The sequence below is a fragment of the Paraburkholderia sp. GAS33 genome (assembly GCF_050436645.1).
Classification (GTDB): Bacteria; Pseudomonadota; Gammaproteobacteria; order Burkholderiales; family Burkholderiaceae; genus Paraburkholderia; species Paraburkholderia phenazinium_B.
The window spans coordinates 155181-177617 of record NZ_JBNDMP010000007.1; the positions used below are offsets into that span (position 1 = coordinate 155181).

The window sequence follows — 22437 nt, forward strand, 5'->3', positions numbered from 1 at the left end:
GCAGTGGCACTAACTAACAGGATCCGTGCCAATGCGCTGGCTGCCCGGCTGGTATGAGCTGGGGCCGGCGCCGTCGACGGATGCAAGGCAGCCGGCGACGAACAGCGTCGCCACGGTCAAGTCCGCGCTGGTGCCGGGGTTGATGGCACTAGCCTTCAGTTCTGCGTCCCATGCATCGAGCGGCTGACGCATTTCGTCGGAACGGTTTTGCGCGAGCGAGTGGCGCCACGTCGCGTGCCGTTCGCGTGCCGCAAGCGTGACACTCTGCGCCACGGCAATACCCTGCTTACGCACAATGTGAGAGTCGGGCCACGCGCCGAGGAACGTGAGAAAGACGTTGAGCGTGGCGTTCCGCGGCTGATCGGCAGGCATTTCGCGGAACGCGGCAAGGCCGCTGTCGAAGATGTCGCGAAATCCTTCCGCATATTGGCGCGCGATGCTGTCGCGCCCGGCAGCGAGCGTCATCGCTTCGCGCAGGCCGACCGTCGGCGGCGTGTGGACCGACTGTTCGGGCGTCTCGCCGAGACCGCCGGGATTAGCGAGCGCGATCGCGCGGTACGCGAGGCGCGTGTCGTCGATATCGAGCCGCGCCAGCACGCGTTCGGTCGCGTCGCGCCAGCGGTCGGCCGACAGTGGGCGCAGCGCCGCCTCCAGCGCCGCGGCGAGCGGCGCGACTAGCAGCAGGATGCCGAGGTTCGTGTTGCAGCCGACCGCCTCGCGCGTGCGGGTGACCGCATCGAACACGCGCAGGCCGACCGGCGCGCCGCGTGCGAGGAGCGCGGCGGCGGCCGCTTCCGCGCTGGTGATGAACTGGGCCGCGCGCATGCCGTGTCCGGCGCTTTGCACGCTGACGTTGCCGGGCTTCGGGGTTTCCACATCGAGCCGGCAGGCCGCAAGGAAAGCGGCGTGAACGGGTCCGTACGCGACGGAACAGGGCAACTCAGCCATGGTGTCCATGAAGCGCTACAACGGCCGCCTCATCGGTCTGCGCGGCCCCGGTAACACCGTGGCGCTGCGCGGGCAGCCTGCGCTGGAGCAGGTCGTCGGCGAGTGCTGCCGCGAGATCGATCGATGTGACCGATTGCAGGCCGCGCCATGCGGCTACGCCGTTGACTTCCAGCACGAGCGGCCGGGTGGGGTCATGGGGATCGGGAATCAGGTCGACGCCTGCGTAGTCGAGTCCGAGCGCCTCGGTGGCGCGCACGGCAGTCTGCGCAAGCGGCGCATCGAGTTGCGCCGCTTCACACGCGGCGCCCTGAGCGAAGTTATGGATCCAGCCCTTGCCGCCGACCCGCCGCATCGCCGCCACGGCACGGCCGCCAACCACCAGCACGCGCCAGTCGAAGCCCGGACGGCCGCCATCGATATAGCGCTGCAGATACGCAACCTGCTGATAGGGCTTGAGCGAAGGCAGAGGCGTCAGCGCGCGAGGTTGAGCGCCGCCGCGCGCGCCGAGCCGTTTAAGCCCGTGGCCTTGCGAGCCGAACAGCGGCTTGAGCACGACCTGGCGTCCAGCCGCTGCTTCGCGCATCAATACGCGTTGGGCAAACGCCGCGGATTCGCCGGCCCACGTCGCGGGCGTCGGTACTCCGTTGCGGTGCAGCAGAAAACTGGTCATCGATTTATCGACGCTGCGCTCGATCGCGCGCGCGTCGTTGTAGACGGGGACACCGCATTCGCGCAGCGCATGCAGGATACCGAGCCGCAACGTGACCTGCTCAAAGGTGCCGCCGGCAATGCCGCGCACGAAGACGGCGTCGGGCAGGCCGTGGCCAAAGCCTGGCAGCATCAACCCATGGGGTTCCCATGTCGTGTCGATCCGGCAGTCCGCCAGATCGATGCAGCGCGCCTCCACGCCGCGCGCGCGGAAGGCCTTTTTCAGGCGCCCGGTGTGCCAGCCGGATTCGTCGGTCATGATCGCAATGCGCAGCGCCGCCCGCGCATTGACGGGGTCTACGCCAGAGAAAGAGCCTGGTGCCGGAATGGTCATGGCTTGCCGTTCCATTGCTCGTGCAGCAGCGCCGCGTCGACCCGTCCGCCGTGCCAGGTCGCGCCGCTTTCGAGGCTGCTCACCCACACCTCGGCCGGCGCGAACAGCGCGGGATCGATCTGGTAGAAGTCGTAGTTGAACGAAGTGAAGATGTCAGCGAACGGGCGGCCATAATCGCGCGAGGTGGAGGCGGGCAATTCGGCGGCGAGCTGCTTCGCCACCGCGTCGTGCTTCACGGTGAGATGCACGCGTCCGCCATACAGGATCGCGTCGTTGGTGCGGCCCATCGCCTGGATGCCGTCCGGCGCGGGCGGCGGCAAGGGCGCCGAGCCGCCGCCTTCCACGACTTCGTCGAGCGGTACGCCAAGCACATGGGTTTTGTGCAATGCAACTTCAACGACGCGCGCCACCACCTGTACCGTTCCCGCGACAGAGTGTGTCGGCGTGGTGACAAGCGTTAGCCGCTCGGGCGCGAGGCCGCAATCGTGCAGCACCTTGTCGATCACGACCTGTGGCGGCAGGCGATCCACCTCGAGGACCAGCACACCGCGCTCATGGCGGTCGCGGTAGCCGAGTTCGGCGAATAGCGGCTCCTTCACGGCCAGCGCGCGCGCCGGGCCCGAGCCAAGCGAGAAAAACTTCTTGCCGCCGGTCTGTTCCTTGGTGGCCGACAGGCTCCATCCGGCGTACTGGCTGCCGAGGCAGGCGAGCACGGGCCACGAGGTGCGCACCTCGATCGTGCTGGGCCAGAGCGGCTGCGCATCCAGGTTCTCGCGCACCGTGACGTGGCCGAGGCCACCCATGCAGATGCGCGCAATCAGCACGCCCGCCGCGACGCTGCCGGGCGCAACGACGCCCGCATCCACCAGCACAGTGCCGTTTTCCGTGCGGCTGACGATTGCGCCGAAGCGCGCGGCGTCGTCGACTAGGCGGCTGACGAGACGCTCGCCAAGCGCATTGACGCTCAGCGCGGCAGCGCCGGCGAGCGGTAGCTGAGGGGCCTCAGGAGTGGCATTGGATGAAGGCATAGTCGGGCTCATGGCAGGTTTCGATTCGTTGCAGAACGAGCGCGCGTTGTTTTTCGAGCGCGTGCCGCACCGCGTCCAGCGAAGCCGCGCGCACGAGCAGCGTGCAGACCGGCTGGCCGGCTTCGATCCACGTGCCGGGCATGGGCACGTCGCGGCAGCATGGATCACGCAAACAGGCGTCGCTGAAGCTTTGGGAGACGACGAATGGACGCGGCGCGAACAGCACCTGTTGACCTGCGCGCCACGCTGCGGGCGCCGGCGTCTCAGGCGATGCGGGCGCGGGCAGGCGGCCGTGGCGGCATGCTTCGATATGACACGCGAGCAGTCCGTTCGGCCAGGCATCGGGCGAGGCGGTCTCGTAGAGCGTCATCGTCGACGAGGGGCGGGTGTTGATTTCGAGCAGCTCGAACGTGTCGCCGTCGAGCAGAAAGTCGCAGCTATTGATGCCGGCGAGGCCGGTTTGCGCGCACAGCGCCGCAATCGCTGCCCGCACGCGCGCCTCGACGGCGGGCGGCAGATCGGCCGGACCGAGCGGCCCAATCGATCCAGCGTGGACGAACGGCAGATTGCCCATCTTGCAGGTGAGTTGCTCAGCGAAGCCGAGCACGCGCGCGCTGCCGCGAGCGGCGATAAACAGCGCCGAGAGCGAGCGGCCGCTGCTTCGGCGCTGAAAATATCCTTGCGCAGGCACGTGCGAATCGCTGACCGCCGTGGCCGGTTCGATATGCGTGCCACCGCAACCGTCCGCGTGTTTGATCAGCCAGCCTTGCGCTTCATTGGCCACATCATTGGCGCCTTCATTGGCCACATCAGCGGGCCGCGTGAACGCCACCGGCGGATGCGGAATACCGAGGGCATCCAGCAGCGCAAAAAACCGCCGGGGTTCGCGCACGGCGGCGCTGGCCTCCGCAGGATTGCCGATGAAGCGGGGCAGGCCTCGCGTGCGGCACAACTGCGCGACGAACGGCTCGAGCCCGCTGCCGTCGATCCAGCCGATCAGCCCCGGCAAGCGCGCGGTGCGTTCGAGCGCCGCCACCAGCCGCGCGTAATCGATCGACAGCTGGCCGGCGCCGATGTCGAACCACAGTTCGGCGGCCTCGCGGGTATCGCGGTCGCCGAACACATCGAGCGCGGCGACACGCAAGCCCGCGCGCGCGGCCGACTGCGCGAGCATCCGCGCGGACAGTCCCGCCACCGCGACGAATGGCGCATGCGAGAGCGATGGACGCGAGTTCATGGCGGCTCCGGTCGCGATAGCAATGGCGCGCAGATCGTCACGGGGCGCGCGCTCAACCGAGGCCGGCCGCGACGGCGCGGGCTTCGTCGAAGGCTTGTGGAAAGCCGAGGTAGACCGGCTTGCCGCCCGTGCGCATCTGAATGAAGAGGCGATGCTCCACCTGATATTTGACGTTGCCGATCGCCAGCGCCCCAATGCCGATGGCGCCGCCGGCGGTCGGCACGCCCTCGATCGGCTTGCCGTCGTTCATCACGTTGACGCCCGCAATGCCTTCGGGCGGCACGGCGTTCACATCCGCGGCAATCAGCAGATGGGCGGCATGCGCCAGATCGGCCGTGCTGACCACCTGAACGCCTGCGACGGCAGTGGCGAGTACGATCTCGGCCTCGCCTAACGCCGCGCGCAGTTCTGCCTGCGTTGTCGTGCCCACCCCTTTGGTGACGATACCGAAGCGTTGATTGATATCGTCGCTGACACGCACCGCGCGCGCCTCCCCCGAGTGGCTCGCAATCGACACGTCGGCGCCGAGCGAAGCCGCCATGGCCGCGGCCACGCGACCGACCGCGCCGGTGCCGCCGAGAATCAGCACGCGCTTGCCGCCCAGCTCCATGCCATAGGCCTTGGCCAGATGCCGCTCCACCAGCGCGACGAGCGCGGCGGCAGTCGTGTACGACCCGCTAGGATCGGCGAACACCGACACTTCGAACGGCGGAACCATGGCTTTGCGAGCGGTCTCGAGCATGTCGGCCGCAAGCAGGACATCGCGCCCGCCAATGAAGATGCCGGTGCGTGACACACCTTTCGGACCGCGCGAAAAAATCGCGTCCTGGGTCAGGTTCGCGACCATGCCGGCTTCGACGCTGCAATACGGCACGATGATCTGATAGCCGGCGTCGGCGGCCATGTTCACGTCGAACGGACTCATCTGCGGCGTAGCCGTCAACATGTGCAGGATATAAGGCCTTTCAGTGGGTTTTTCAGTGGTGTCGGACATGGCAGGAGGCTCGTTCAGTGGCGTATCTCATGCAGGGCGCAAGGGAAGGGCTCAAGGCTGCGTGTGTTGCGTGCGGCGGCGTTCGACTGTCCGCGGCGGTGTGGGACCGTGGTGCGTCATGCTGCGTCGATGCGCTGCTGCTGCGGGGCAACGACGCCGCGCACCGTCGCGCCGCGATTGCGTCCCGTGACAATCGTGCATTCGATGTGCGGCATACCGCGCGTGGCGTCGCGGGCCGTGGCGAGCGCACCCTCGGCCTCGCGTGCGTCGGCGACGATCGCAAAGCCGGTCGGCCCCCACGAACTCTGGCCGATGCCCGCGGTTCGCTCCGCGGCCACGGCGCGCAGCGCGCGCTCGACATCGGGGCTTGCGAACACGCCGCCTTGCACGGGGGCAAAGTATTCGCCGATGGTCTGCTGCATTTCCGTCAGGCCCTGCGCGAACGGCACCAGGTTTCGCTCCGCGACGCCGGGCAGAATCTTCATCAGCACGAGGTGGCACAGATGCGCGGCGAGTTTTTGCGGAAAGGGGGCGAGCGCGGCGAGGCCGCGGCGTTCTTCAGCACCGTGCAGGCCTTCGCGGGCGTTGTCGCTGACGAGCAGCACGCGCCAGCTATCCGGAAACGGCTGACGTGCGAGCAGAGGCGGCACACCCGGGTGCAGGTCGCCCGAGGGTCCGCCATCCACCAGCAGGCCGCCGCAGTCGAAGCCGAGCACGCCAATGCCCGAGCGTGCGCCGCGCCCGAGGAGGCTCGCGAGTTCAGCGCTGGTCGCGGTATGGCCGAGCAGACGAACGAAGGCACTGCCGACCGCGAGCGAGAGTTGCGTGCCCGATCCCAGGCCGCTGTGCGCGCGCGGCGTCCGGGTTACCTCGATCGCGACGGGCGTCGGGTCGTAGGCGGCGTGCAGCCGGTCAAGACAGATCGCAATGCGCTCGCGTTCCGCATCGGTCATCGTGCCTTCGATCTGGTCGTGTGCGGCGCGCCGCGCTTCGACCTGGGTGCCGGCGGAATCGATCACGAGTCCGAGGCTGCCGAACGCGCGTCCCAGCGAGGCGTTCGGATCGAGAAAACCCAGATGCAGCCGCGCGGGCGCATCGACCATCACGCAGGCGTCTGGTTGGAGGCGGCGACCGGGAAGCTGCATTGTGCGTGTCCTTATTCGTGCCTGACTTGCCGTGTATGAGCGGGCGCACCCGAAGGGCCGTCGCGGTAACGGCGCGTGCCGTGGCGCAGCGGCCCGGCGGGGCACTTCAAGCGAAAGCCGTACCAGGTGCGCGGGACGGTGCCCTGCGTTAGCTTCCTGACGTGCTTTTCGGCGCGTCGTACTTGATGTAGCGGAAGCGCTGGTCGTCCGTTGGCGTGCCCTCGAGTGGGCCCCCTTCGGTTCCCGGCTGCCACTGGATGAATGATTCGATCTTGCTGGCGAGCGCGAAGTCTTTGTCCGTGATGCCCTTCGCGGAATGCGTCTTCAGTTTCACCGTCACGAATGCATAGGAGACCGTGAGATCCGGGTGATGCCACGCGGCTTCCGCGAGGTGGCCCACCGCGTTCACCACCATCAAGGTCCCTTTCCAGCCCTCGGTGCGATATTTGCGCCGCAACCAGCCATCTTCGAGATACCAGTGCTGTAGCGGGCCAACGAGGCGTTGCTGGATCTCCTCGTCGGAATAGACCTGTTCAGTGTTTGCCATGACCGTTGCTCCGCTCGTGATGAACCGCTCGTAACCGCATGATGCGCTGCAATAGGCGGGCCAGTCACGTGATCGGCTGCGGGCGGAGGGGTTTTGTCGCGGCTTGCCTCCCGACGGACACGCTTCGTATCGCGCAGTGACACAGAATGTCCCACGTGGCGCGACGCAGCCGGTCACGGCCGTGACACCGCTGCGCCGGATGGTGAGTGATCCGAAGCTAACGCGAGGGGGTGGCGCGAATGGACGCAAGACGTGTAGCGAGCGCCGCGCGGCGTATATCGACGAGCTTGTGGCGGCGCGCGATATGCACGCCAGTTCGATTCCGGCATGGAATATGCGTCGGCCGTCATGCGCCGCAAAGTCCGACAATGATCGGGTGAGGGCGCTGATCGTTACCCGCATCCGAGGAGGCGCGCCCGATGCGACGAGGTAGCGTGGGTCATTCGTGAGTTGAACAGCAAGACCATTCTGGAGGAGACATGAACTTACGCACCACGGTTCTTGGGCTCGCGATCCTCGCGTCGGCAGCCTTGAGTTCTATCATTGCACAGGCCGATCCGCAGCTCGACGAGGCCTTGAAGAGTCCGTCCAACTGGGCGGCCCAGGCGGGCGATTATGCGAACCATCGCTATAGCCCACTTAAGCAGATCAACGAAAGCAACGTCGGGAAACTACAGGTCGCATGGACCATGTCGACCGGCGTGCTGCGTGGCCACGAAGGCTCACCGCTCGTGATCGGCGACACCATGTATATCCACTCGCCGTTCCCTAACAAGGTTATTGCAATCAATCTGAAAGACCAGACGTTCATCTGGCAGTACCTGCCGAAGCAGGATGACCAGGTGGTGTCCGTGATGTGCTGCGATACCGTCAACCGCGGGCTCGCCTATGGCGACGGCAAGATCTTCCTGCAACAGGCCGACACCAAACTCGTTGCGTTGAACGCGAAAACCGGCGATGTGGTCTGGACCGCGCAAAACGGCAATCCGAAAGCGGGTGAAACCAACACCAACGCGCCGCACGTATTCGGCGACAAGGTGCTGACCGGCATCTCGGGCGGCGAGTTCGGCGTGCGCGGGCGTCTCATCGCGTATGACATCAAGACCGGCAAACCGGCCTGGACGGCCTACAGCACCGGGCCCGACAAGGACATGCTGATCGACCCCGACAAAACGACGACCTACGCCGACGGCAAGATGGTGCCGGTGGGCGCGGACTCGTCGCTGAAGTCCTGGAAGGGGGACCAGTGGAAACTGGGCGGCGGCACCACCTGGGGCTGGTATGCGTGGGATCCGAAACTCAATCTTGTCTACTACGGCACCGGCAATCCGGGTACATGGAACCCGACGCAACGTCCGGGCGACAACAAATGGTCGATGTCGATCTTCGCGCGCGACCTGAATACCGGAGAAGCCAAGTGGGTCTATCAGATGACACCCCACGACGAATGGGACTATGACGGTGTCAACGAAATGATCCTCTCCGACCTGACGATCGACGGCAAGAAGGTGCCGGCCATCGTTCACTTCGACCGCAACGGTTTTGGCTACACGTTGAATCGTGAGACGGGACAACTGCTGGTGGCCCAGAAGTTCGACCCGGCGGTGAACTGGGCCGACCGTGTGGATCTGCAAAGCGGCAAGCCGATTCGCAACGCAGCGTATTCGACCCAGGCGGCGGGCTCCGATCATAACGTGAAGGGCATCTGTCCGGCGGCACTCGGCTCGAAGGACCAGCAACCGGCGGCGTACGACCCGAACTCGAAGCTCTTCCTCGTGCCGACCAACCACGTGTGCATGGACTACGAGCCGTTCGATGTCGATTACGTGTCGGGCCAGCCGTATGTGGGCGCCACGTTGTCGATGTATCCGGGCCCGAACGACAACAACTCGATGGGTAACTTCATTGCCTGGGATGCTTCGAAGGGCAAGATCGTCTGGTCCAAGCCGGAGAAGTTCTCGGTATGGTCGGGCGTGCTGGCTACTGCAGGCGGAGTGGCGTTCTACGGCACGCTGGAAGGCTACATCAAGGCGGTTCGCATCAGCGACGGCAAGGAACTTTGGCGCTTCAAGACCCCGTCGGGGATCATCGGCAACGTGTTTACCTACGAGTACCAGGGTAAGCAGTTCATCGGTGTCTACTCGGGTATCGGCGGCTGGGCCGGCATCGGCATGGCGGCAGGCCTCGAAAAGTCGACTGAGGGTCTCGGCGCAGTGGGCGGTTACCGCGAACTTGCGAAGTACACGGCGCTGGGCGGCACGCTGTTTGTGTTTGCCATTCCCGGCGGTACTAGCTGAAGGGCAAATCCATGACGGGCTGGCCCACGCCGGGCTGGCTCATCACGGACCAGCCCAGATTGAAACGCGCGACCGGTTTGCTGCCCTTGCGGAGGACTGGGGCCGGTCGCGCCGTCGTCAAACGAGTCGTCTACGGGTCATCTGGCCCGCGCCATGTCACGGATGCGTCGCCAAAGCGCGTCGGGGTGTGGCCTTAATCTGAAGGGAGACATCTGCATATGAAAGGCCGAGCTATCTTGTTGCGGGCGGCATTGCCCGCCGTTTTCCTCGTGCTGCCTGCTGCGTTTGCCCAGACCAATCCCGCGATTGCCCAGGTAACGTACAAGGTGCAGGACGGCAACAAGGTCGACAGCAACACGCTGCAAGGATGGAAGACCTGGCGCGCGCTCGACTGCGAACGCTGTCACGGCGCGCAGCAGCAGGGTATGGTCGGACCATCGCTGATCGACGCGTTCAAGACCCTGGATACGACCGAGTTTCACCGCACCGTATTCGGCGGCCGGGTGGACAAGGGCATGCCCGACTTCAGTTCGAGCCAGATGATGCAGAAGAACTGGCAGAACCTTTACGCGTATCTGAAAGGACGTTCCGATGGCCAGATCAAGCCGGGCGATCTGCAGGCTATCGACGCGAAATAACGCCTACGTCCCTACCTCAGGAGCTTATTGATGCGTCATGGCAAACGAATGCCCGCGCACGTCGCGATCGTCGCGGCCGCGCTGTGCTATGCGGCGATGGCAAGCGCCGCGGTGCAGGCCCAGGGCGAGGCATTGCCCAATAACGATGGCGCCGATGGTGTGCTGCGGGTCTGTGCCGACCCGAACAACATGCCTTTGTCCAACAGCAAAGGCGAGGGCTATGAAAACCGCATTGCGAGCCAGATGGCGAGCGATTTCGGCTACAAGCTCGAGTACACCTATTTTCCGCAACGCATGGGTTTCGTGCGCCATACGTTGCGCGAGAAGGTGCCCGATTCCGACCAGTACAAATGCGATCTGATCATCGGCGTGCCGAAAGGTTACGACATGACCTCGACGACGCAGCCGTATCTGCGCTCCACGTATGCGATGGTATTTAGCAAGCGGCCTGAACTGGCCGGCATCAATACGCCGGACGATCTGCTCAAGCTGCCGCCGGACCAGTTGCACAAGCTGCGCTTCGGCATTTTCTCGCAGACGCCTGCGGTCGACTGGCTGCTCAGTCACAACCTGATCGATCAGGCCGTCTCGTATCAGGTGCAAAGCGGCGACCCGCAGGAATATCCCGGCCAGATGATCGAACACGATCTGCAGGCGGGCAATGTCGACGTGGTGTTCCTGTGGGGGCCGATTGCGGGCTACTTCGCCAAGCGTGCCGGCGATACGGTAAAGCTGGTGCCGTTCCCGCCCGATCCTGGGATCCGCTTCGACTATACGATCTCGATGGGCGTTCGCTACGGCGAAAAAGCGTGGAAGGACAAGGTCGATCAATGGATCGGTGCGAACCATGACAAGATCGACAGCATCCTGACGAGTTACGAAGTGCCGCTTCTAAAGCCCATCGACACGCCGGCCGCCAAGCCCGCGGACGGGTCGCCATGAGGGGTGCAGCGAGGTGCTTGCGCCGCGACTGGCGGCGCGTGCTTGCAGGGTGCATCACGTGCGTGGCCTGTCAGATGCACGCGGTGGCGTTTGCTGCCGGCACGGACGAAATCTCGGCCGCCGAGAAGCTCATCTTCACGACGGATCATCTGCATGGCATCGAACAGCAAACCGAACTTGACTATGCTTTCCTCAGTTCGGACCAGCCGGCGCACAGCACGGATGTCGTCAGGGTGCTGGTGGTCAGTCCGGACAACGCCAAGGGTGACGCCCAGGTGTCCGATCACAGCGGAGCTGTGCCGTTGCCCGATGGCGGTCTGCAGTGCAACCCCGTGATTGTCTATTTCCTCGAGCGCGACATCGCGGAGATGGAGCGTCTGACCGGCGGCCAGCGCCGTTATTTCCAGCAGCGCCTGCGACTCGCGCTCGCCGCGGGGCCGAAGATCGAGACCGTGACGAGCCAGATCGGCGGCAAGTCCGTGAAGGCCCAGCAGATCGTCGTGCAGCCGTACCTGAACGATCCCAACGCAGACCGCTTCGCTCAATACACCGGCAAGCGCTACACGTTCCAGATTGCCGATACCGTGCCCGGCCAGGTCGCGCTGATCCGTACTGACGTACCCGGCGCAAACAACGATTTCGCGCACCCGCTGCAGACGCAGACGTTGAGCTTCCAGGCCGCGTTGCGCAAGCTGCCGCCGCCGCCAAATGCGCCTAATGTGCCCATGAAGCCTTCGGACGGCCCGCGGGCGAGCCGTTAGCGGGGCCGCGCCAAGGTGAATTTCATCCGCTCGCTGACCTTGCGTCAGTTGCAGATCTTCGTCGTGGCGAGCCGTTATACGAGCTTCGCACGAGCCGCGGAGGAACTGCATCTGACCCAGCCGGCGGTGTCGATGCAGATTCATCAACTGGAGGAGGCGGTCGGACTGCGTCTGTTCGAGCGCATCGCGCGCAAACTCACCATGACCGAAGCGGGTGAAAAGCTAAGCCATCACGCGAGCCGGATTCTCGGCGAGATCAAGGATGCCGAAGACGCGATGACCTCGCTCAAACAGGCCGATAGCGGCTCCATCGCCGTGGGCATCGTCAGTTCTGCGACGTATTTCGCGCCGAAGCTGCTGGCCATGTATTCGCACCTGTATCCCAAGGTCGACGTGCACTTCTCCGTTGGTAACCGTGACGCGCTGCTGCGCCTGTTGCAGGACAATGCGATCGATCTCGCCATCATGGGGCGGCCGCCGCCGGAACTCGATACCACGACCGAACCGCTCGCGTGGCATCCGCAAGTGGTGATCGCTCCGTTGAGCCATCCGCTGTGCGGTGCGCAGCGCTTCGATCTGCAGGAACTGCGCGGCGACACCTTTCTGTTGCGCGAACCCGGTTCGGGAACGCGCATGGCTGCGGAGGAAATGTTCAGACAGCATCTTTTCACACCCGCGAAGGTCGTCACGCTCGGCAGCAACGAGACGATCAAGCAGGCGGTCATGGCGGACATGGGGGTGAGCCTGATTTCGCTCCATACGTTGCTATTGGAATTGCGCACGAAGGAAATCGCCTTGCTGGATGTGAACGGCACACCGATCGAACGTACGTGGCAGATCGTGCATCTGCGGGCCAAGCAGTTGTCTCCGACCTGCGTGGTATTCAGGCGGTTTCTGCTCGAGCAGGCCGCCGCCTATCTGGAGCGCGAGTACGCGCCATTCGTCACGCTGCCCGCGAAGTGGGGAGTTCTGAAATGAGCGTTGCCGTTCGGGTACGTACGGCGCTCGCGCGCTGCGTGACGGTTGCTGGCATGGTCTGCGTGACATTCGCCGCCTCGCAGGCGCTCGCTGCGCCGACCTCGATCGCGCTCATGGACTGCGTGCTGATCGACGATAACGCGGCCTACAACGACGCCGAGATCAACCGTATCCAGCAGGCGCGCCTCCAGATGGTCAGTACTGCCTTGCGTGAGCAGTTGCGTACCGGCGGGCGCTATGAGGTCGCCGACAATGGCCCGGCTGCCGGCCTGATCGCTCAACTCGGCGCGTCGCAGGATCTGAATGCGTGCGCCGGCTGCGCGCGGCAGGTAGGCCGCAAGCTCGGCGTCGAGCAGGTCGGCAGCTGCTGGGTCCAGAAAGTCAGCAACCTGATCCTCAATATCAACCTGCACGTCGAAGATGTCGCCAGCGGGACGACCGTATTCCAGCGCTCGGTGGACATTCGCGGCAATACCGATCTGTCCTGGCGCCGTGGCGCCACGGCGCTGGTCGGACTGATGCTCGGCAGTGCAGCAGCGGGCTCGCCGGGTAGCAGCGCATCTCCGCAATAGCGATCAGGATTTTGCAGTAGCGGAACACTCTGTACTTGAAAGGTGTGACAGGGTGACATTGTTTTCCGCGCGAGCGCGTCTGCCGTACGAGCGGGCGCGCTGGCACAGAGTATGCGTCGCTGTCCGGAGTTTTCCGTGAGAAGCCCGTTCGTCTCGCGGCTCAGCCGACACGTCTGCTTCAGCACGACTGCTATAGGGGATTGCATCGATGGGTTCTGGCGAACTGCTTCAGGACTGGCGTCTGCATGCACTGCAAATCGAAGACGAGATCTCGAGAGTCGTGATCGGCCAACCGCAAACCATCCGTCTCATCAATGTCGCCTTGTTTGCCCGCGGTCATGTGCTTCTCGAAGGCGGCGTCGGGGTCGGCAAGACAACCGTGTTGCGTGCGTTTGCGCGGGTCGTGGGTGGCGCATTCGAGCGTGTCGAAGGCACCATCGACCTGATGCCGGGCGACCTCGTCTATCACACGTACGTGGACGCCGAGGGGAAGCCGCGCATCGATCCCGGTCCGCTGCTTCGACACGGCGAGCAGTTGACCACGTTCTTCTTCAACGAAATCAACCGGGCCCGTCCGCAGGTTCAGTCACTGCTGCTGCGTGCGATGGCGGAACGCTCGGTGTGGGCGTTCGATCGCGAATATCGCTTCCCGCATATGACGGTGTTCGCCGACCGCAACAAGGTCGAGAAGGAAGAGACCTTCGAGCTTGCCTCGGCCGCTCGCGATCGCTTCCTGTTCGAGCTTGCCATGCCTACGCCGGCTGAGCCCGACGTGCGGCGCGCGCTGGTATTCGATGCGGCGTTCCATGACGTCGACAGACTGCTTGCACGGCTCTCGCCTGGGATCGTTCCGTGGGAGCAACTGAACCAGGTTGGCGCGGCGATTCAGGAGAGTGTGCAGTCGAGTGAAACGATCGAGCGTTATGTTCTGGACATCTGGCAGGCAACGGAAAAGCCGCAGCTGTTCGATATTGCGCTCGACGGCGTCGATATGGACCGGCTCATCCTGGCAGGGGTAAGCCCCCGAGGCATGAGCGCTCTGTTGCGGGCTGCCCGCGTGGTGGCGTGGCTGGCCAACCGTTCGCATCTGGTTCCCGAGGATATTCACGCGGTGCTGATGCCTGCGCTTGGGCATCGCGTATTCTTCACGCCGATTTATGAACTGCGCCGTCAGGAACTCGCTGAAGCCCTCACTACGCAAATCATGAACAGGCTCGCCGTACCCTGAGCCATGAACGGGACCGCGGAATTTCACTACCGTTTGCCGATGCGCGCCGGCGGATTTCGCCCCGGTTCGCACCCCGGATCAAGCTTCGGCGCCGGCCAGGAATTCGCGATGCACGGGCGTCTGTTCGACTACCCGGATCCGCGCCGCCTGGATCTGCGTGCCAGCCTGCGCGCCGCACGCTCGGAGTGGCTGGTGCGGGTTCATCTGCAGCGCGCCGCGGTGCCGGTGCAGGTGATCGTCGATGTCTCTGCGTCGATGCACTTCGGCACGCGCCAGACGAAGCTGCAGGTAGCCGCGGACTTTGTCGAGGCGTTGGGATACAGCGCATTTCGCGTCGGCGATCAGTTGGGCATGCTGGCCTTCGATACACACGCGCGCGACGATCTCTTCATGCCGGCGCGCTATGGCCGGGGCGTCGGCAATCTGCTCGCGACGAAGTTGCGCGAGACGACGAGCGATGCAACGGGAAGCGGCAGTCTTGCCGGGTTGCGGCGCGCCGCTTCGACGCTGGCTGGAAGGCAGGCGCTGGTCTTCCTCGTTTCCGACTTTCACTGGCCGCTTGTGGAATTGCCCACTGTACTCGACCTGCTGGTGCATGCCTGCGTGGTCCCGATGGTGGTCTGGGACAGCGCTGAGATCGCACCGCCCAGCGGTGGTCTGCTGCTCGCGGTCAACGATGCCGAGTCGGCAGGGCAGCGCACGCTATGGTTGAGAGACAGCGTGCGCGAGCGTTGGTGTGAAGCGGTTGCGCGGCGGCGTGCGGAACTCTCGAAGCTATTCGGCGTGCGCGGCATGCAGCCGTTTTACGTCGAAAGCGCTTTTGATCCCGAGGCCATGTCACGCTACTTTCTGGAGGCGATCGCATGAGACAGCGTGGGCGTCCGATTGGCAGAGCAGGGCGTTTGCATCGCCGGACATGGGTCGCCACGATGTTGACCATCTCGCGAGCGTTCGCATTGCCGTTGGCGTGCGCGCTGACGCTGACGCTGACGCCGGCGATGAGCGTCGACGCGGCCTCGGGCAAGCTCTTCCAGCCGGCGGTTCAGGAGCCGCGCGCATACGGCTACCTGCTCGGCGATGTCCTCACGCAACGTATTCTGTTGCCAACCGGCGCTAACGATGCGGGGCCGGTGGCGCCGCCGTCTATCGGCCGCACCGGTGCGTGGCTCGAGCGCCGGCCTGCCCGCTACGAAACCGATGCTGACGGTCGCCGGTGGATGGCGATCGACTACCAGGTCGTCAACGTCGCACCCACGCTCACGAGGATCGCCTTGCCCGCGCTGAGGTTGACCACGGCATCCGGTGCGACGCTGCAGGTTGCCGAGTGGCCGATTAGCATTGGTCCAATGACGTCCGCCGACGCCTTCGATGCCGGCGATCTGCAACTGATGCAGCCCGACCGGCAAGCTCCTTTGGCGCCGACCGCGCCGCTGCGGCGCCAGGCGAGCGTCGCACTTGGCCTGTTGCTGCTGACTTTGCTCGCGTGGCTGGGCTGGTGGCTGTGGCGCAACTGGCGCGAGTCGGCCCAGTTGCCATTCGCACGCGCCTGGCGGCAAATGCGGCGGCTCGACGGGCCAGGCGCCGATACGTCGGCGGATGCATGGCTCTGCGTGCATCACGCATTGAATGAGACGGCCGGTCATGTCGTTCACGCGGGTTCTTTGCCGAGCCTGTTCGCGCGAGCGCCGTATTTGCAGCCGCTGCGCATACAACTCGAACAGTTCTATCAGCAATCGACCGAACGATTCTTTACGCCTGCGTCGACGGCGGCCTCTTATCCACTCCGGGGGCTATGCCGGTCACTGTATCGCGCCGAGCAGCGCCATGAGCGATGAACATGGCGTTCGATTTGACCTATCCGTGGCTGCTCGTCCTGCTGCCGCTGGCCGCGCTGCCGTTGTTGCGCCAGCGCGCCGACGCGCTCGCCTTCTCCTGGATCGCATGGCTGCCGGACGATCGGGTCGGACAATGGATCGGTTGGATTGGGCGGGGCAGTGCGGCGCTGGCGATGGCCGCCATCGTGCTGGGTCTGGCCGGTCCGGGACGCTCGCATCGCGAGGTGTTGCGTACGGGCAGCGGGGCGCAGATCCTGATCCTGATGGATCGCAGCGCGAGCATGGACGAAACGATGAATAGCAAAGGCGTGGAGTCGCCGGGAGGCGAGTCGAAGAACAAGGTTGCGCGTGCTTCGTTGACGAACTTCATTGCCCAACGGCCCAACGACCGGCTCGCCTTCATGATGTTCGGCACGAGCCCTGTGCTGGCCATGCCGTTTACCTACGACCACCGGGCGATCGACGCGGCAATCGCGGCCACGGCGGTGGGGCGCGGTATGCCCGATACGGAACTCGACCGTGGGCTGCTGGCGGCGATCGGTGAGTTCAATGGGGCGAGGTTCTCGGGCCGCCGGGCGATCGTCCTCGTCTCGGACGGTGGCGCGAAACTCGACGCGCCGGTGCAGCGGCTCATCCAGGATGGACTCCTGCGCAACCAGATCGCGCTTTACTTTATTTACTTGCGCAGTGGCGTCTACAGCCCCGATCTGAACGCCGCGCTTCCCGCGAGCGAGTCTTCAGCCGAGGCCGAACTGCATCGCTACTTCCTGTCGTTAAAGACTCCTTATCGGCTTTTCCAGGCCGGTGATGCACAGGCGATGAAGGACGCGATGGCCGAGATCAACCGGCAACAAAATGCGCTGACTTCATTTGTCGAGCGTTTGCCGCGGCAGGATTTCAGCCCGTATTGTTTCGCCGTGGCGCTTGCAGGCTGCACGCTATTGCTGGCGTTGCGGCTGTTTCAGGTGCGGACCTGGGCATGAAGCGCGCATCGATTCACCTCATCTTCGCGGCCGCCGCGCTGTGCTGCGCCGGGTTGGCGGCGTATGACGGGGTGCGCCTGTGGCACGCACAGCACATCACTCAGGCGATGGCCGCAGCTGCAGGTGAAACAGGCCCGGTAGCGGGCACCACGGCCACGACCGGCACGGCAGGCGCCCCGCGCTACGAGCGAAACGACGGCGCCGCCCGAGAGGTCAGGCTCGCACGCGCGATTGCGCTCTCGAAGGCGGGTGCCTACGATACGGCAGGCCCGCTCTTCGAGGATCTGATCCGCGAGCAGCATCTCGACGAGGTCGGGCGCGCGGCGCTGTTCGATCTTGGCAACATGTACCTGCGTGAGGGCATGGGCCACAGTCCTTCCGGCACGCTCCAGTCGGTCGCCATGGTCGAGGAGGCCAAGGCGCGCTACCGGACTTTGCTGCGTTCGACCCCGGACGATTGGGATGCGCGTTACAACCTCGAACGGGCGCTGTGGCTCGCGCCTGAAGCACGTGCCACGGCCGACGCGCCAGAGGTCAAGGAGCAGCACAACGTCCACCTGCGCGATGCGCAGAGCCAGGATCTGCCGTGAGCTTGCGCGCACTGACACGCGGACTTTATGGCGGGCGCCACTGGATGACATCCGTGGCGCTTCTGTTGCTGCTCGCGGCGGTTGCCATGCCCCGCGTGATACTGCCGCGCGACACGTTCAGCTACATCGTCACCTTCGATATTACGCAAAGCATGAATGTCGAGGACGTCGCGTTGAATGGCGTGCCGGTGAGCCGCCTCGTGTTCGCACGGGCGGCGATGCGAGACGCGCTGGGCCAACTGCCTTGCGGCTCGAAGGTGGGATGGAGTGTGTTCACGGGGCAGCGGACGTTGCTGTTGCTGCCCCCCGTCGAAGTTTGCAGCAACTTTGATGCGCTGTTGTCGTCGCTGGAGGGGATCGATGGGCGCATGCGCTGGACCAACTGGAGCCGGATTGCCGAAGGCGGTATCTATTCCGCCACGCGCGTGGCGCAGGACGTCGGCCAGGGCGCGGCCGTCGTGTTCATCACCGACGGCCAGGAGGCGCCGCCCGTCCTGCCGTCCGATGCGCTGAAGCGGGACATCAACCCCGCTCAGGTCAAGGGCTGGCTGATCGGCGTGGGCGGCGATCAGGCCGCGCCCATTCCGCACACCGACGCCGAGGGTAACCGTGACGGCTACTGGCAGGCAGAAGATGTGATCCAGGTGCCGCCCGTGCCAGGTTCCGCAACGCAGGCCGAAAGTCACGAGGAACTGTCCGAATTGCGCGGGCATTACCTCGCTGCAGTGGCCGGAGGGATCGGCTTTGGATATCGCCGCCTCTTGAGTGCGGAGTCCTTGCGCGAAGCCATGATCGATACGCGATTTGCTCACCGCGAGCCGGTGCCGACCGATTTGCGCTGGTGTCCCGCGCTGCTTGCCTTGCTGTTGCTCACGTGGCGATTTGCGCCGGGCTTCGGCTGGGCCTGGCATCGCGTAACCGGCAGACGCGCGAACCCGTCATATGCAGGCGGTCGCATTTCCTGAAACCTGTCGAGAGTCTGGAAAATCACGTGCGCATCGCCTACGCTTAAGCGAGCCGGCCTTTTCGGACGTGAGGGCATTTCCCCCCATCCATCTATGCGCAGCCGACCCATCCTGACAAAGCAGATTAACGGTTCTAAATCGTACGCTTTTGTTGTTTGAGAGGGTTGTGCCATCCTGTTTTTCTACGCCGACGGTAGCGTGGATGAATGCCGCACTCCAGCGCTGAAATTCTTGAACAACAAAAAGCCGAGGAGACGCTCATGCCATTTATTCGCATTCCCCATGTTATTGGTCTTGTCCTGTTCGCCATCGCATTCGGCTCGTCTGCCGCTTACGCGGCGGACGAGGTTCAAAACAGTTCGACCACGACGACCTCGCCGGTGCCGTCGACGCTGGAGCCCGTGAGCCAGGAACAGCTCGACAGGGCAGCCACCACGTCGAACGACTGGCTGCATTCGAACGGCTCGTACGCGCAGACGCGCTACTACCGTGGTGCACAAATCAACAAGACGAACGTGTCGAAACTCAGGCCAGCTTTCATATTCCAGACAGCTGTCAACGAGTCGATGGAAACGGCGCCGATCGTCTCGAACGGCGTCATGTTCATTACCACTTCGTTTAACCACGTGTATGCGGTCGACGCGGTAACGGGCAAGGAATTCTGGCATTACAGACACAAGATGGGTTCGGTCACGACGTTTTGTTGCGGACCCAACAATCGCGGCGTAGCCATCGCGGGCGAGCGGCTCTACATGGGCACACTCGATGCGAAACTCGTCGCGCTCGACACCAAAACCGGCAACGTGCTGTGGCAAACGCAGATCGCCGATCCCGATGAGGGCTACTCGGAAACGATGGCGCCGGTGGTCGTCGACGGCAAGGTGCTGATTGGCACGAACGGCGGCGAGTATGGCATTCGCGGGTTCCTGAAAGCGTTCGATGCCAACTCCGGTCAATTGCTGTGGACCTTCTATACGATTCCGGAAACCGGCCAGGAAGGCGTGTGGGCCACGAAGGATGCAACCGGCCGCGACGAGAAGCGCGACATCGATGCGGAGAAGAAGCAGTTGAGCGACAAAGGCGGCGACTTCTACAAGACGCTTGGCGGCGGGGTATGGATGGCGCCGGCAGTCGATCGGCAAACGCATACCGTGTTCTTCGTGGTCGGCAATCCGTCGCCTGACCTGTATGGCGCAATCCGGCCGGGAGACAACCTCTATACGGATTCGCTGGTCGCAATCGATCTGGATACCGGCAAATACAAATGGCACTACCAGTATGTGCCGCATGACGTGTGGGACCTGGACGCCGTGAGCCCGCCGATGCTGATCGACGTGCGCGACGAAAACGGCAAGATGATTCCGGGCGTGGTGCATGCGGGCAAGACCGGCCACGTGTACGTTCACGATCGCGCCACCGGACGGCTGATCCGCTATTCGCAGGCGATGATTCCTCAGGAGAACATGTGGACGTTGCCGACCGCCGAGGGCGCGCGGATGCTGCCCGGTGCGAACGGCGGGGTCGAGTGGTCGCCGATGGCGTTCGATCCGCATACGCGTCTCGTCTATGCGGCGAATCTGAATCAGCCGATGACGTATCAGGTCGAGGATGCCGCTTATCCGGGTGGCAGCAAGCTATGGCTGGGCGGTGCGTTCAAGACGATCCCGACCGAGCAGCAATGGGGCAAGCTGTCTGCTGTGAACGTCGACACGGGCAAGGTGGTGTGGGACTACAAGACCGAACAGCCGCTGATTGGCGGCGTGTTGGCAACCGCGGGCGGCCTTGTATTCAACGGCGAAGGCAACGGCTTGTTCCGTGCATTCGACTCCACCACCGGCAAGAAGCTCTGGGAGTTCCAGTGCGGCGCCGGCGTCAATGCGCCCGCGGTGTCGTACATGGTGCATGGTAAGCAGTACGTCGCAGTCGCGGCGGGCGGCAACACACAGCTCGATTTCAAGCGCGGCAATACCGTTCTCGTTTTCGCGTTGCCATGACGATGCGGACGCTGCGCGCAGCAGTGGGTCCGGCTCGCCGCTTATGGACGGCACTCCTGTGCGGCTGGTTCGCCGCCGTGTGGCTGCCGTCGGGCGCGCACGCCGACGCCGAAGCGGGCCAGGCGAAGGCGCAAGCGTGCGTGGCCTGTCATGGGCCGATGGGCAATTCGACCAATCCGGACTATCCGATTCTTGCAGGTCAAAACGCGCGCTATATCTATCTGGAGCTGAAAGACTTCAAGGAAGGACGGCGCAGCGACCCGCGCATGTCGCCGATGGCGGCCAACCTGTCGAAAGAGGACATGCAGGATCTCGCCGACTACTTCGCCGCGCAAAAGCTGGTGCCGGTTCCGTTCAAAACGGACAGCGCCAGCATTGAAGCAGGAAGGAAGAAATCCGCCGAGGTGCTATGCACGATGTGCCATCTGGGCGGCTTCTCAGGGCAGAACGAGATTCCGCGCGTGTCGGGGCAGCAGTATCAATACATCGTCAAGCAACTGCAGGATTTCCGCTCGCACACGCGGACCAACGATGCGGGCAACATGACCAGTGTGACACGCAATCTGACTGACGACGACATTCGCAATCTGGCTGCTTACATCAACAATCTCCAGTAGCTCCAGTGGCGCGGAGGGATACCATGAAAAAGACCGTCATCCGATATATCGCGACTGTGGTTCTGTTGCTGGCCGGTGCATTCGGCGTGTACTTGCCCGTGCATGCGCAGGGCGACGGCGTCGGAGAAACCAACCGGCAACTGCTGGCCGCCGCGAAGGACGGCGACCAGGCGTCGGTTCTCGCGGCGCTTCAGAACGGGGCGGCCGTGGATGCCATGAACCGCATCGGCGACACCGCACTGATCACTGCGTGCAAAAAAGGCGATGTGGCGATGGCGCGCATGCTGATCGATCACGGCGCGAACGTCCAGCACATGGATGCGCCGGGCGTTACACCATTGATGGCCGCAGCGTACGGCGGTTTTGACGAGATCGTTGCGCTGCTGCTCGGGCACGGTGCGGATCTTTCCGCCACGGATCGCATTGGCAAGACCGCCATGGAGTACGCGGCCGGCCAGGGACAAACTAAGGTGGTGAGCCGGTTGCTCGATGCCGGGGTCGACGTGAATCGCACTTACAGGAATGACCTCACCGCGCTGATGTGGGCCGCGGGATACGATCGCGCGGACACCGCCCGGCTGCTGATTGCTCGCGGTGCGGATCGGACGTTAAAGGACAATCGCGGAATGACGGCGCAAGATATCGCAGTGCAGACCAGATCGGATCAGGTTGCCCGTCTGCTTTCTGCGGGCTAGGGCATGCGAGGGCGAAGAAACATTTGAAAAGCCAATGCGTATAATGACCCGACCCATTTACTGGAATAGCGTGGAACGCTACGGAAACCATGATTCGACATATTGTGATGTGGAAGTTGAAGGAATCGGCGGAGGGCGCTTCGCGCGCGGAGAATGCCGTCAAGCTGAAGGAAAAGCTGGAAGGTTGCCGCAACATCGTGCCTGGCATCCTGCATCTGGAAGTGGGTCTGGCCGGAGCAGGCCTCGACTCCACCTACGACGTCGTGCTGGTCTCCGACTTCGCCGACAAGGCATCGCTCGACGCCTACCAGGTTCACCCGACTCACGAAGCGCTCAAGAGCTTCGTCGGCGCAGTGCGCGAATCGCGCGAATGTGTCGACTACGAAGTCTGAGCCGCGGCA

General features: G+C 64.1%; 23 protein-coding genes. 16 read left to right on the forward strand and 7 right to left on the reverse strand.

Going from position 1 to position 22437, the window contains the following annotated elements; all coding sequences use genetic code 11:
- Window positions 1-9 precede the first annotated feature (9 nt).
- The 7 genes from P3T24_RS22165 to P3T24_RS22195 form a co-directional block, all read right to left on the reverse strand.
- Window positions 10-948 (reverse strand): triphosphoribosyl-dephospho-CoA synthase, encoded by a 939-nt coding sequence (locus P3T24_RS22165; protein ID WP_429438197.1) that lies wholly within the window; start codon window positions 946-948, stop codon window positions 10-12.
- Window positions 941-1990: an ATP-grasp domain-containing protein gene (locus P3T24_RS22170; protein ID WP_429437863.1), complete on the reverse strand. Its 1050-nt coding sequence runs from the start codon at window positions 1988-1990 to the stop codon at window positions 941-943. The genes P3T24_RS22165 and P3T24_RS22170 overlap by 8 nt, the downstream gene beginning before the upstream one ends.
- Window positions 1987-3018 (reverse strand): methenyltetrahydromethanopterin cyclohydrolase, encoded by a 1032-nt coding sequence (mch, locus tag P3T24_RS22175; RefSeq protein WP_429437866.1) that lies wholly within the window; start codon window positions 3016-3018, stop codon window positions 1987-1989. Before mch ends, P3T24_RS22170 begins: the two co-directional genes overlap by 4 nt.
- A complete protein-coding gene (locus P3T24_RS22180) occupies window positions 2993-4255 on the reverse strand; it encodes an ATP-grasp domain-containing protein (RefSeq protein WP_429437868.1) in 1263 nt (420 codons plus the stop codon). The genes mch and P3T24_RS22180 overlap by 26 nt, the downstream gene beginning before the upstream one ends.
- Window positions 4256-4307: 52 nt before the next feature.
- Window positions 4308-5249 carry an NAD(P)-dependent methylenetetrahydromethanopterin dehydrogenase gene (locus P3T24_RS22185; RefSeq protein ID WP_429437869.1) on the reverse strand — a complete coding sequence of 314 codons (942 nt, stop codon included), beginning with the start codon at window positions 5247-5249 and terminating at the stop codon, window positions 4308-4310.
- Between the two features lie 116 nt (window positions 5250-5365).
- On the reverse strand, window positions 5366-6394 hold the full coding sequence (locus P3T24_RS22190) for a beta-ribofuranosylaminobenzene 5'-phosphate synthase family protein (protein ID WP_429437871.1): 1029 nt from the start codon (window positions 6392-6394) through the stop codon (window positions 5366-5368).
- 148 nt (window positions 6395-6542) lie between these two features.
- Entirely contained in the window at window positions 6543-6941 is a 399-nt protein-coding gene (locus P3T24_RS22195) for a 4a-hydroxytetrahydrobiopterin dehydratase (RefSeq protein ID WP_429405188.1), read from the reverse strand.
- 479 nt (window positions 6942-7420) lie between these two features.
- On the opposite strand from P3T24_RS22195, the gene P3T24_RS22200 reads away from it, so the two are divergent.
- From P3T24_RS22200 to P3T24_RS22275, 16 genes are all read left to right on the forward strand, one after another.
- Entirely contained in the window at window positions 7421-9238 is a 1818-nt protein-coding gene (locus P3T24_RS22200) for a methanol/ethanol family PQQ-dependent dehydrogenase (protein WP_074264680.1), read from the forward strand.
- A gap of 218 nt (window positions 9239-9456) precedes the next feature.
- Complete coding sequence (locus P3T24_RS22205) at window positions 9457-9876, forward strand: c-type cytochrome (RefSeq protein WP_429437874.1); 420 nt, start codon at window positions 9457-9459, stop codon at window positions 9874-9876.
- A gap of 30 nt (window positions 9877-9906) precedes the next feature.
- On the forward strand, window positions 9907-10818 hold the full coding sequence (locus P3T24_RS22210) for a substrate-binding domain-containing protein (protein ID WP_429288393.1): 912 nt from the start codon (window positions 9907-9909) through the stop codon (window positions 10816-10818).
- Entirely contained in the window at window positions 10815-11579 is a 765-nt protein-coding gene (locus P3T24_RS22215; protein WP_429437876.1) for a hypothetical protein, read from the forward strand. The genes P3T24_RS22210 and P3T24_RS22215 overlap by 4 nt, the downstream gene beginning before the upstream one ends.
- Window positions 11580-11594: 15 nt before the next feature.
- Window positions 11595-12557 (forward strand): LysR family transcriptional regulator, encoded by a 963-nt coding sequence (locus P3T24_RS22220; protein ID WP_429437878.1) that lies wholly within the window; start codon window positions 11595-11597, stop codon window positions 12555-12557.
- Window positions 12554-13129, forward strand: coding sequence for a DUF3280 domain-containing protein (locus P3T24_RS22225; RefSeq protein ID WP_429437880.1), 576 nt, complete (start codon window positions 12554-12556; stop codon window positions 13127-13129). The genes P3T24_RS22220 and P3T24_RS22225 overlap by 4 nt, the downstream gene beginning before the upstream one ends.
- A 208-nt stretch (window positions 13130-13337) precedes the next feature.
- Window positions 13338-14357: an AAA family ATPase gene (locus P3T24_RS22230; RefSeq protein ID WP_074264674.1), complete on the forward strand. Its 1020-nt coding sequence runs from the start codon at window positions 13338-13340 to the stop codon at window positions 14355-14357.
- 3 nt (window positions 14358-14360) lie between these two features.
- Entirely contained in the window at window positions 14361-15224 is an 864-nt protein-coding gene (locus tag P3T24_RS22235) for a DUF58 domain-containing protein (protein WP_429437883.1), read from the forward strand.
- A gap of 62 nt (window positions 15225-15286) precedes the next feature.
- Complete coding sequence (locus P3T24_RS22240; RefSeq protein ID WP_429438199.1) at window positions 15287-16192, forward strand: calcium incorporation protein MxaA; 906 nt, start codon at window positions 15287-15289, stop codon at window positions 16190-16192.
- Window positions 16189-17175: a vWA domain-containing protein gene (locus tag P3T24_RS22245; protein ID WP_429437885.1), complete on the forward strand. Its 987-nt coding sequence runs from the start codon at window positions 16189-16191 to the stop codon at window positions 17173-17175. Before P3T24_RS22240 ends, P3T24_RS22245 begins: the two co-directional genes overlap by 4 nt.
- Window positions 17172-17765 (forward strand): tetratricopeptide repeat protein, encoded by a 594-nt coding sequence (locus P3T24_RS22250; protein ID WP_429437887.1) that lies wholly within the window; start codon window positions 17172-17174, stop codon window positions 17763-17765. Before P3T24_RS22245 ends, P3T24_RS22250 begins: the two co-directional genes overlap by 4 nt.
- A 44-nt stretch (window positions 17766-17809) precedes the next feature.
- Window positions 17810-18730: an MxaL protein gene (locus P3T24_RS22255; protein WP_429438202.1), complete on the forward strand. Its 921-nt coding sequence runs from the start codon at window positions 17810-17812 to the stop codon at window positions 18728-18730.
- 260 nt (window positions 18731-18990) lie between these two features.
- The gene (locus P3T24_RS22260) at window positions 18991-20724 is read left to right on the forward strand and encodes a pyrroloquinoline quinone-dependent dehydrogenase (protein ID WP_429437890.1); all 1734 of its coding nucleotides are present in this window, start codon (window positions 18991-18993) and stop codon (window positions 20722-20724) included.
- On the forward strand, window positions 20721-21341 hold the full coding sequence (locus P3T24_RS22265; protein ID WP_429437893.1) for a c-type cytochrome: 621 nt from the start codon (window positions 20721-20723) through the stop codon (window positions 21339-21341). Before P3T24_RS22260 ends, P3T24_RS22265 begins: the two co-directional genes overlap by 4 nt.
- Before the next feature lie 23 nt (window positions 21342-21364).
- Window positions 21365-22036 carry an ankyrin repeat domain-containing protein gene (locus tag P3T24_RS22270; RefSeq protein WP_074264667.1) on the forward strand — a complete coding sequence of 224 codons (672 nt, stop codon included), beginning with the start codon at window positions 21365-21367 and terminating at the stop codon, window positions 22034-22036.
- Between the two features lie 89 nt (window positions 22037-22125).
- On the forward strand, window positions 22126-22428 hold the full coding sequence (locus P3T24_RS22275) for a Dabb family protein (protein WP_074264666.1): 303 nt from the start codon (window positions 22126-22128) through the stop codon (window positions 22426-22428).
- The last annotated feature ends 9 nt before the right edge of the window (window positions 22429-22437 follow it).